Consider the following 10,478-nt stretch of genomic DNA (forward strand, 5'->3'; position numbering starts at 1 on the left):
GGTAACGCACGACGAAGACGGGGTCGAACAACATGTGGGCCGTCGAGCCGGTCTGGCCCATCTGGTGACCGACGACGACGGGCCGGGGGTCAGGCCGCTCGTCCGCCCGGCCGACGAGGACATGTTCCGCTTCGGCGCCCGCGACGTCGTGTTCGCCCGCCGTACGATCAGGGAGTTCTCCGACCGGCCGGTCGACGGCGAGGCGGTGCGCAGGGCGGTGGCCGCGGGCATCGCGGCGCCGGCGCCGCACCACACGACCCCGTGGCGGTTCGTGCTGGTCGAGTCGGCGCAGGCCCGCACCGAGCTGCTCGACGCCATGCGGGAGGCGTGGATCGACGACCTGCGCGGCGACGGGTTCACCGAGCAGTCGATCGCCAAGCGGATCAAACGCGGCGACGTCCTGCGCAACGCCCCCTACCTGGTCGTGCCGTGCCTGGTGATGGAAGGCTCGCACACCTACCGCGACGACCGGCGCAACGCCTCCGAGCGGGAGATGTTCGTCGTGGCGACGGGCGCCGGCGTGGAGAACTTCCTGATCCAGCTCGCGGTCGAGGGGCTGGGCTCGGCGTGGGTGTCCTCCACGATGTTCTGCCGGCCGGTGGTCAGGCGGGTGCTCGACCTGCCGGAGTCCTGGGACCCGATGGGCTGCGTGGCGATCGGGCACGCCGCCGCGCCGCCGCGCGACCGCGCCCCCCGTGACCCGCGCGATTTCATCGTGACGCGCTGAGCCTCTGACGAGAGTCTGGAAATCCGGTAAGCCAACCGTTTACCGTTAGGAAACTTTCCTTTACATTTGGACTATCCCCCCATGTAAAGGAGCCACTTCAATGCGAAGGACTCTCACGTTAGTCGCCGTGGCGGTGATCACCATCGCCACGGCGGTGTTCAACACCTCTCCCGCGTTCGCCCACGGTTATGTGAACTCGCCGCCCAGCAGGCAGGCGTTCTGCGCCCAGGGCAAGGTGCCCGACTGCGGCCAGATCGTGTACGAGCCGCAGAGCGTGGAGGGCCCGAAGGGCCTGCGGAGCTGCAACGCCAATCTTGGACAGTTCGCTCAGCTCAGCGACGAGAGCAAGCCGTGGCCGGCCACCTCGGTGGGCAACTCGGTGACCTTCACCTGGACGTTCACCGCCAGGCACGCCACGCTCAACTACGAGTACTACATCGGCGGCACCCGGGTCGCGGTCTTCAACGGCAACGGCCAGCAACCGCCGTCGACGATCTCCCACACCGTCAACCTCTCCGGCTACTCCGGCCGCCAGAAGGTGCTGGCGATCTGGAACATCTCCGACACCTCGAACGCCTTCTACTCCTGCATCGACCTGCAGATCGGCGGCGGCGGCCAGCCGACCCCCACCCCCACCCCGACCGTGACCCCCACGCCCACCCCGACCCCGACGCCGACCACGACGGCCTCGGGCACCTGGAAGGCCGGCACGGCCTACACCACGGGCAGCACGGTCACCTACAACGGCGTCTCCTACCGGTGCCTGCAGCCCCACACGGCCATCGCGGGCTGGGAGCCGCCGAACGTCCCGGCGCTCTGGCAGCGGATCTGAGGTCTGGACAGGCCGATGACCAAGCTTCGTGACGCCGCGCTGTCGCTGTTCCGCATCGTGGTGGGCCTGCTGTTCGCCTGCCACGGGGCCGCCACTCTGTTCGGCGTACTCGGCGGCCCGTACGGCGGAACGACCCCGTCCGTAGGCCAATGGCCCGACTGGTGGGCGGGGGTGATCGAGCTCGGCGCGGGCGGCCTCGTCCTCATCGGGCTCGCCACCCGCGTCGCCGCCCTGCTCTGCTCGGGCACGATGGCCTACGCCTACTTCACCGTCCACCTGCCCAAGGGTCTGTTCCCGTTGCAGAACGGGGGCGAGACCGCGGCCATGTTCTCGTGGTCGTTCCTGATGCTGGCGCTGCTCGGCAGCGGCGCGTGGTCGCTGGACAAGCTCGTGTCCCGCTTCACCCACCGCGGCGAGAACGCCACCGTGCACCAGATGTAGGCCGAGGGGGTGCCGGGCGACCGGCATCCCCTCAGGCGGCCGGCTTGCAGGTGGGATGGCAGAGCCTGCGGGCCAGCGCGCCGAGGAAGACGTCGATGATCTCCCCGGGCTCCTGCGCCTCGTGCAGCGAGCCGTTCGTGGCCGCCGCGATCTGCGACAGGCTGCCGCGGTCCACGTCCTTGCCGAACGCGATGATGACGATCTGGACGGGCTTGTCCGGGTCCCACTCCTTACGCAGGGCGTCGAGCAGCCGCGGGAGCTTGACCCCCTTGCCGTCGTCCTTGCCGGCGGTGATCACCAGCAGCGTGTTGTTCATGTCGTCGCGGTAGTCGCCGCTCATCCTGCGGAACCCGGCCAGCATCGCGTCGTAGAGCGAGCTGTCCAGGTCGGGGTGCGGGGCGATCGTGCTGGTCAGCTCGTCGAGGACGCTGCGCCGCAGCACCTGGCCCGACTCCGGCTCGCTGATCGGGCCGAGGCTGACCCGCTGCCGGTAGCTGCGGAGGTTCCCCACCTTGTCGGCGAACTCCCACATGCCCATGTGCGTGGAGTTCGGGAAGAGCTGCAGCCCGATCTTGGCCGCGGCCAGCGCGATGCGCACCTTCGTACTGCCGTTCAGCGGCTCGGCCATGTGCTTGGAGGTGTCGGCCAGCACGAGGATGTTGGTCGGCGGCGCCAGCCTGCTCCAGGCGCGCAGCGCCTCGTCGATGTCCTGCTGCGACACCGACGGCCTGGTCTTCGGCGCCTCCGACGGGAGCTGCGACCCGGTCAGGAGCGGCCCCAGCCGGCCGTCGCCCGACCTGAACCCGGCCCGCCGGACGATCTCCTGGGCCTGGCCCCCCTTCAGCCAGTCGGCGAAGGCGGTGGACGCCTCCGCGACGTCGGGATCGGCCGCCGTGACGACGTAGGGATAGTCGAGGTCGATCGTGCCCTCGCGCGGGTGCAGCGCGACGACCGGGTCGGGCGAGGGCACCCGGTTGTGGTTCCACACCGACTGCTCAGGGACGATGACCACCGGCCGCTGCCAGAACCCGCGGTCGTCCACGGCGTCCAGCATGCTGCGGTAGTCGGGCGCCGACCCGGCCTGCGCCCAGCGGACGAACGCCGTCAGCGCCTTGTCGGCGGCCGGCCCGGTGCCCACGACGTCCCTGGCCGCGGCCACGGTCGCGATCCCCGCGCCCACCAGCGACGGGTCGGGCACCCGTACCACGTCGGGCTCGCCCGAGCTGGGCGTCAGCCGCCCGCGCACGGTCGGCGGGAAGACCATCCGCCAGTTCATCTCGGTCCCGCCGACCGAGAAGCGCCGGGCCAGCGACGAGCGCGTGGCGAACACCAGCGGCGAGGTGGCCACCACGGTCTCCCCCGCGGGCAGCGAGCTCGCGCCCTGGCTGCGGGCCAGCCTGATCCAGGCCGAGGAGTCGGCGATCCAGCCGTCGGGACGTTCGCGCAGCACGCCGGCCCGGTCGCCGATCAGCGTGCGCAGCACGGTGGCCGACGGCTGCTCGGTCACCTGGACCAGCACGCACCGCCCGCCGACCGACGCCCTGGTCTCGTTGAAGCGCCCGGCGGCCTCCATGACCGCCGGCGCCACGTCCACGGCGGCGGCCACGCTGACCAGAACAGGATCTCGTGACACGCACAGGGCGGGACCGCCGCCGAGCACCACGTACAGGCTGCCGGCGGCGACGGCCACGGCGGCGAGGCCGGCCAGCATGCCCCGTTGGAGCGCCTTCCTGCGTCGCTGCACGGGAGGCAGCGCGGCACGGTGTCGACCCAACCGCACGATGAACCTCTCTCCAGTGGAGTGATGATTCTTCCAGTGCCTCCCATACCGGGCGCAACCCTTGTTAGAACTTGTTACAACTATGCCATCGGCAAGATTCTTCTCACGCTCTGGCACACCCCGTCGCTCGCCTGCGCGGCGGCCAGCCGTTCGGCCGTGGGGCTGCCGTACTCGGTGGTGCGCTGGCGTACCGGCCTGCCGGTGACCTCGACCATCTCGCGCAGCTCGCTGATCGTCTTGTACGAGCCGTTCTCCGAGCCCGCCATCCGGCTGATCGTCTCCTCCATGAGGGTGCCGCCGAGGTCGTTCACGCCGCCCCGGAGCACCTGGCGGCACAGGTCGTCCTGGAGCTTGACCCACGAGCACTGGATGTTGGAGATCGCGCCGTGCAGCAGGATCCTGGCCAGGGCGTGCACCGCGCGGTTCTCCTGGGCGGTGGGGCCGGGCCGGGCGATGCCGGCCAGGTAGATCGGGGCGCTGGTGTGCACGAACGGCAGCAGCACGAACTCCGAGAACCCGCCGGTCTGCTCCTGCAGCCGCCTGATCAGCTTGATGTGCCTGACCCAGTGCAGGTGGTGGTCCACGTGGCCGTACATCATCGTGGACGTCGTCGGGATGCCGACCTCGTGGGCCGTGGTGATGACCTCGATCCACTCCTTGGCCGGCAGCTTGCCCTTGGTCAGCACCCAGCGCACGTCGTCGTCGAGGATCTCGGCCGCCGTGCCGGGCAGCGAGTCCACCCCGGCCTCCTTGGCCGCCTCCAGCCAGTCGCGTATAGACAGGTTCGTCCTGGAGGCTCCGTTGATGACCTCCATCGGGGAGAACGCGTGCACGTGCATGCCGGGCGTCCTGGCCTTGACCGCCCTGGCGATGTCGAAGTACGCGGTTCCCGGCAGGTCGGGATGGATGCCGCCCTGCATGCACACCTCGGTCGCGCCCGCCGCCCACGCCTCCTCGGCCCGGTCGGCCACCTGGTCCAGGCTGAGCGTGTACGCGTCGGCGTCGGTCCTGCGCTGGGCGAAGGCGCAGAAGCGGCAGCCGGTGTAGCAGACGTTGGTGAAGTTGATGTTCCGGTTGACGACGTAGGTGACCTCGTCGCCGACGGCCTGCGCGCGCAGCGCGTCGGCGATGGCCGCCAGCTCGTCCAGCGCCTCGCCCTCCGCGCCCAGCAGCGCGACGGCCTCGGCGTCGGTCAGCCCGGCGGGGTCGGCCTCGGCCCGCCGGAGCGCCTGCCGCACGTCGCTCGGCGTCGAGGCGGCGATCGGGCCGAGGCGTTCGCGCAGGGCCGTCCAGTCGCCGTAGACGTGGTCGAAGTCGTCGCGCCGGTCGTTCGCCCGGCCGGTGGTGTCCACCTCGACGTGCAGGTCCACCCGGCCGGCGGCGGTGAACCCGCCGTCCGGCTCCTGCCAGGGACGGCCCTGCGGCACGGCGTCCTCGCGGGCGAGCCCGGTGCCGGGGTCGGCCAGGGCCTCGACGTGCGCGAACAGCCGCGGGTCCAGCCAGGGCTCGCCGGCCCGCACGTACTCGGGGTAGATCGTCAGGCGTTCCCGCAGGTCGAAGCCGGATTCGGCGGTGCGCGCCGCCAGGTCGTCGATCTGCGGCCAGGGGCGTTCGGGGTTCACGTGGTCGGGGGTCAGGGGCGAGACGCCGCCCCAGTCGTCGATGCCGGCGCGGATCATGAGCGCGTACTCGGAGTCGACCAGGTTGGGCGGGGCCTGGAGGCGTACGCGGGGGCCGAGGACCAGGCGCGCGACGGCGATCGTGGCCGCGAGCTCGTGCAGGTCGGCGTCCGGCAGGCCGCGCATGGCCGTGTCCGGCTTGGCGCGGAAGTTCTGGACGATGACCTCCTGGATGCCGCCGTACTCGCGGGCCACCTTCCGGACGGCGAAGATCGACTCGGCCCGGTCCTCGACGGTCTCGCCGATGCCGATGAGGATCCCGGTCGTGAACGGCACGTTGCTGCGGCCGGCGTCCTCCAGCACGCGCAGCCGTACCGCCGGGTCCTTGTCGGGGGAGCCGTAGTGCGGCTGCCCCTTCTCCTCGAACAGCCGCCGCGAGGTGGTCTCCAGCATCATGCCCATCGACGGCGCGACCGGCTTGAGCCGCTGCAGGTCACGCCAGCTCAGCACACCGGGGTTGAGGTGCGGCAGCAGCCCGGTCTCCTCCAGCACCAGGATGGCCATGGCTCGCACGTAGGACAACGTGTCGTCATAGCCGTGCGCGTCCAGCCACTCGCGGGCCTGGTGCCAGCGGTCCTCCGGCCGGTCCCCCAACGTGAACAGCGCCTCCTTGCAGCCCATCGCCGCGCCCTGCCGGGCGATCTCCAGCACCTCGTCCGGGCTCAGGAAGGCCGACTCCAGCTTGTGCGGCGCGGTCGCGAACGTGCAGTAGCCGCAACGGTCCCGGCACAACCTGGTCAGCGGGATGAACACCTTCCTGCTGTAGGTGATCACCCCTTCCCTGCCGGCGGCCTTCAGTCCGGCGTCGCGCACGCGGGAGGCGTGGTCGAGCAGCGCGTCGAGCTGCTCGCCGCGCGCGTGCAGCAGCACGACGGCCTCGGTGAGGTCGAGCGCCTTGCCGTCACGGGCACGGGCGAGGGCACGGCGAAGCGCGGAATCACTGACAAGACTCATAGAGGCACAGTACGCACCCCTGAGTTCGTGACGCGCACTCAGGGCGGGATGTCAGAAGGACCGGTAGTCGCGCGCGGCCATCCGCGGCCCGCGCGCGGGCGGGCGCAGACCGCTCAGCCAGACGAGCACCGTCGCCCGGTGCCGATGCCCCCGGTACGGCTCCAGCAGCCGCATCATCCCCTGGTCGTCGGTCTTCTCCCCGGTCAGCGCGTAGCCGACCAGCTTGGCCAGGTGGAAGTCCCCCACGCTCACCGCGTCGGCGTCGCCGAAGACCCGCTGGCGCACCTCGGCCGACGTCCAGACGCCGATGCCGGGCAGGGCCCGCAGCAGCCGGTCGAGCTCGTCCGTGGTGGCCGCGGCCTCCAGCTTGGCGGCGTGCCAGGCGGCGTTGGCGATCGTCCGGGCCCGGACGGCCTCCGCGCCCGCCCGGTGCCAGTGCCAGCTCGGGATCTGCCGCCACACGACCGGCTCGGGCGGCACCCGCATGCCGTCGGGGGCCGGGCCGGGGGCGGGCTCGCCGTAGTGGCGCAGCAGGTAGCGCCAGGCCCGCCACGCCTCCCGGCCGACCACCTTCTGCTCCAGCACCGCGGGCACCAGCGCCTCCATGACCCGCCCGGTACGCCCGATGCGCAGCCCTGCGTGCTTGCGCGCCACGTCCGCCAGCACGTCGTGCCGGACGCGGAAGCCGGAGACGTCGTCGAGCGCGCCGAGCAGGGCGGGCAGGGTCTCCAGCGACCATCCGGCGCCCGGCCCCCATGCCTGGGCCCGCACGGCCGCGGCCGTCACGGTCACCCGCAGCGTGCTCGGGCCGTCGGGGGTGCGGCAGGCGCGCCAGATCGAGCCGTCGGAGGTGCGGCGCCAGGCGGGATCGCCGGTGCCGCGCCGGTGGGGGCCGAGGGCCAGCTCCACGTCGAGCGGCCCGTCGGGCTCCCACCTGCGTTCCATCACATGTCCAGTCTGCCGCGCGGCGGCGGGTGGTCGCTCACCCGCGCGGCCCCGGCGGGCGGGTCAGACGTCGCTGGAGTAGCGGACCGCGCGCTCGGGCAGCTCGACGCCCGGCCAGACGCGCACCCCGCCCTGCAGCTCGTTGCCCGGCCCGACCACCGCGCCGTCACCGATCACCGCGTCGCGCACGACCGTGCCGGCGCAGATCCGGGCGCCCTTGCCCACGACCGAGTCGCTCACCGTGGCGCCCGCCTCGACGACGCTGTCGTCGCACAACACCGAGCCCACCACGGACGCGCCCGCCTCGACGACGGCCCGCGCGCCGACGGCGGTGCCGCCCTGGACCTTGGCCTCGGCCGAGATCTTCGCCCCGGCGAGGGCGAGGTGCTCGCCCTGCGGGCCGGGCAGCGCCGGCGAGTCGAGCCGCCCGAGCACCAGGTCGCGCGAGCCCTTCACGAACGCGGCCGGCGTGCCCACGTCGAGCCAGTACGTGCGGTCGGCGTAGCCCAGCACCAGCTCACCGGAGTCGATCAGCCCGGGGAACGTCTCGCGCTCCACGGAGACGACCTCGCCGCGCGGGATCGAGTCGATCACCGAGCGGGTGAAGACGTAGCAGCCGGCGTTGATGCGGTTGGTGACCGGGTTGGGGGTCTTCTCCAGGAACGCGGTCACCCGTCCGGACTCGTCGGTCGGCACGCAGCCGAACCGCGTCGGGTCGTCCACCTCCGTCAGGTGGAGCGTCACGGCGGCGCCGCGCTCGCAGTGGGTGCGCACCTGGTCGCCGATGTCGTGGCCGGACAGGATGTCGCCGTTGAGGATGAGCACCGGGTCGGAGGGCCCGCCGGTGAGCGCCTCGGCGGCGTTGCGGATGGCCCCGCCGGTGCCGAGCGGCGTCTCCTCGGTCATGTATTCGAGCGAGAGCCCGAGTGCCGACCCGTCACCGAAGGCGGGCTCGAACATCGCCGCCTTGTACGAGGTCGCGAACACGATCCGGCGCACGCCGAAGGACCGGGCACGGGCGAGTTGGTGGGCCAGGAACGGCACTCCGGCGGTCGGCAGCAGCGGCTTGGGCGTGCCCAGTGTCAGCGGACGCAGGCGTGTGCCCTGCCCCCCGACCAGGAGGATCGCCTCGAGGTCTGGCAAAGAGCTCTCCATCACTCCGTGAGAGTAGCGAACTATTCGATTGCGCGTTGATAAGAGTTGAGATGCGCCTCCGCCGAGGCCTCCCAGGTGAATTCGCGTGCCCGCGCCCGCCCGGCCTCCTGCAACTGCCGCCTCCGGTCGGCGGAGGCGAGCAGCTCGCCCAGGGCGTCGGCGATGCTGTCCGCGTCCGGCTCAGTGTAGGCGACGGCGTCGCCGCCCACCTCGGGCAGCGAGGTGCGGTGGCTGGTGAGGACGGCCGCGCCGCAGGCCATGGCCTCCAGCACCGGCATGCCGAAGCCCTCGCCCCGGGAGGGGAACGCCACGACGAGCGCACCGCCCAGGAACCCCGGCAGATCGGGCGCGCGCAGGTATCCCGGCCTGATCACCCGGACGGTGGCCTCGACCTCGCGGCAGGCGGCGTCGACGTCGTCCTCGTGCACGCCGCCGCCGAGCACCAGCGCGGGCGGCGTCTCCAGCCGCTTGACGGCGGCGGCGAAGCCGCGGATCAGGTTGGGCACGTTCTTGCGGGGGTCGAGGTTGCCGAGGAAGGCCACGTACGGCTGGCCGCGCAGCCCGCACCTGATGGCCGCCCGGCGCACCTCGTCCTCGCTCGGCGGGTGGAACTGGGCGAGGTCGACGCCGTGGTAGGCGACGTCGATGCGGGTGGGGTCGGCCGACAACACGCGGACCAGCTCGTCCCTGGTCGCCTTGGACGGCACGATGACACGCTGGGCGTGCCGGACGGCGGTGCGCGTGGCCGAGCGGAAGAACGCGGCCCTGGCCGGGCTGTGCTGCTCGGGCTCGGTGAACCAGGTCACGTCGTGCACCGTCACGACGGTCGGCAGGCCGGAGCGCAGCGGCATGGAGTAGTAGGGGGCGTGGATGACCTCGGCCCCCGTCTGGCGGGCGAGCAGCGGCACGCCGGTCTGCTCCCAGGCGAGCCGGGCGGCCCGGTTGGTGATGGCGACGGGGCCGGGGACGACACGGGCCGAAGGCGCCAGCCGCTGGTACCTTTCCGCTTCCGCACGCTGGCAGACCACGACCAGATCGGTCCCTGCCTGGTGGAGCGCGGCCACGAGCCCGTCCACGTACCGGATCAACGCACCACGGTCGGCGGGGACCGCGGCGGCATCGACGAGCACTCGAGGCATTACGTGGATCTTCTCCCCTCAAGATCGACGTGGGACCTGGCAAGTCCCCCCTCTTTGCTTCAGCTTATGACCACCCTCCCCCAAATCGTGGGCCAAATCACACCGAGTCGCGACGTGCGGCAATTCCCGCCATACCTGCGCAGATCAGGTCACCGAGAATGATGACGATGCGGGAGCAGAGGGCCACCGCGATGGCCGCGCCGCTGTCGAGCACGGGGGCGAGCACCGCCACCATCGCCAGCTCGCGCACCCCCGCCCCGGCCGGCACGACGAAGGTCACGATGCCCAGGCACCACGACAGCGCGAAGGCCCCGACGGCGAACAGCAGGCCGCCCTGCGGCGCGACGAAGTAGAAGTGCACGCCGTAGGCCGTCCAGCCGGCCAGCGCCCAGCCGAGCGCGGTGAGCATGCCGCGCCGGGTGAGCGGGCGTTCCAGGGGCTCGCGCTTCAGCCTGCGCAGGCCGAAGCCGATCACGCCGTTGACGACCTTGGGCTCCAGCAGCACCAGCAGCAGCGGGATGAACAGCAGCACCCAGCCGAACCGGTGCCAGCCGAGCGTGACCAGCGTGACCAGCAGACCGCTGGCGATCTGGACGGGCATCATCAGGAAGAACGCCGCGGCGCTGCGCGGACGCGGCACGCCGAGGTCGCGGCCCATCTCCATCTGGGCGAGCACCGGCCAGACCGCGCCGGGGATGTACTTGCCGAGCTGGCCGACGAACATGATCCGTCCGGCCTCCCGCAGCGGCAGCCGCGTGCCGAGCCCCGCCATGTTCTGGCGCCAGGCCGCCAGCATGCAGACCTGCCCGGCCTGCACCGCGCCGAA

At 71.9% G+C, this 10,478-nt stretch carries 9 protein-coding genes; 3 read left to right on the plus strand and 6 right to left on the minus strand.

Translation table 11 applies throughout. The annotated features are described in order from the left end of the window. The 3 genes from ACWCSD_RS38045 to ACWCSD_RS38055 form a co-directional block, all read left to right on the plus strand. The coding region (locus ACWCSD_RS38045; RefSeq protein WP_449922195.1) for a coenzyme F420-0:L-glutamate ligase at positions 1–727 on the plus strand (727 nt) is incomplete at its 5' end. A 100-nt stretch (positions 728–827) separates the two neighbouring features. Continuing rightward, positions 828–1,559 carry a lytic polysaccharide monooxygenase gene (locus ACWCSD_RS38050; protein ID WP_387646740.1) on the plus strand — a complete coding sequence of 244 codons (732 nt, stop codon included), beginning with the start codon at positions 828–830 and terminating at the stop codon, positions 1,557–1,559. 15 nt (positions 1,560–1,574) lie between these two features. After that, the gene (locus ACWCSD_RS38055) at positions 1,575–2,000 is read left to right on the plus strand and encodes a DoxX family protein (RefSeq protein WP_358282726.1); all 426 of its coding nucleotides are present in this window, start codon (positions 1,575–1,577) and stop codon (positions 1,998–2,000) included. Between the two features lie 31 nt (positions 2,001–2,031). Here ACWCSD_RS38055 and ACWCSD_RS38060 read toward each other — a convergent pair whose 3' ends face one another. The 6 genes from ACWCSD_RS38060 to ACWCSD_RS38085 form a co-directional block, all read right to left on the minus strand. After that, positions 2,032–3,744 (minus strand): substrate-binding and VWA domain-containing protein, encoded by a 1,713-nt coding sequence (locus tag ACWCSD_RS38060; protein WP_449922198.1) that lies wholly within the window; start codon positions 3,742–3,744, stop codon positions 2,032–2,034. Between the two features lie 116 nt (positions 3,745–3,860). Then, positions 3,861–6,413, minus strand: coding sequence for a bifunctional FO biosynthesis protein CofGH (locus ACWCSD_RS38065; RefSeq protein WP_397165016.1), 2,553 nt, complete (start codon positions 6,411–6,413; stop codon positions 3,861–3,863). A 51-nt stretch (positions 6,414–6,464) separates the two neighbouring features. Continuing rightward, positions 6,465–7,358, minus strand: a complete 894-nt coding sequence (locus tag ACWCSD_RS38070) for a DNA-3-methyladenine glycosylase family protein (protein WP_358282624.1) — start codon at positions 7,356–7,358, stop codon at positions 6,465–6,467. A gap of 63 nt (positions 7,359–7,421) precedes the next feature. Then, positions 7,422–8,501: a sugar phosphate nucleotidyltransferase gene (locus ACWCSD_RS38075; RefSeq protein ID WP_449922201.1), complete on the minus strand. Its 1,080-nt coding sequence runs from the start codon at positions 8,499–8,501 to the stop codon at positions 7,422–7,424. A 32-nt stretch (positions 8,502–8,533) separates the two neighbouring features. Then, entirely contained in the window at positions 8,534–9,652 is a 1,119-nt protein-coding gene (locus ACWCSD_RS38080; RefSeq protein WP_358282620.1) for a glycosyltransferase family 4 protein, read from the minus strand. Between the two features lie 97 nt (positions 9,653–9,749). Further along, positions 9,750–10,478: lysylphosphatidylglycerol synthase domain-containing protein (locus tag ACWCSD_RS38085; RefSeq protein ID WP_449922203.1), on the minus strand; the 729-nt coding region annotated here is incomplete at its 5' end.

The sequence above is a fragment of the Nonomuraea sp. NPDC001684 genome (genome assembly GCF_053596515.1).

Bases quoted from the DNA above. Each gene is read 5' to 3' on its own strand.
- ACWCSD_RS38050 (WP_387646740.1), top strand. From the start codon at position 828: ATGCGAAGGACTCTCACGTTAGTCGCCGTGGCGGTGATCACCATCGCC.
- ACWCSD_RS38055 (WP_358282726.1), top strand. From the start codon at position 1,575: ATGACCAAGCTTCGTGACGCCGCGCTGTCGCTGTTCCGCATCGTGGTG.
- ACWCSD_RS38065 (WP_397165016.1), bottom strand. From the start codon at position 6,413: ATGAGTCTTGTCAGTGATTCCGCGCTTCGCCGTGCCCTCGCCCGTGCC.
- ACWCSD_RS38070 (WP_358282624.1), bottom strand. From the start codon at position 7,358: ATGGAACGCAGGTGGGAGCCCGACGGGCCGCTCGACGTGGAGCTGGCC.
- ACWCSD_RS38080 (WP_358282620.1), bottom strand. From the start codon at position 9,652: ATGCCTCGAGTGCTCGTCGATGCCGCCGCGGTCCCCGCCGACCGTGGT.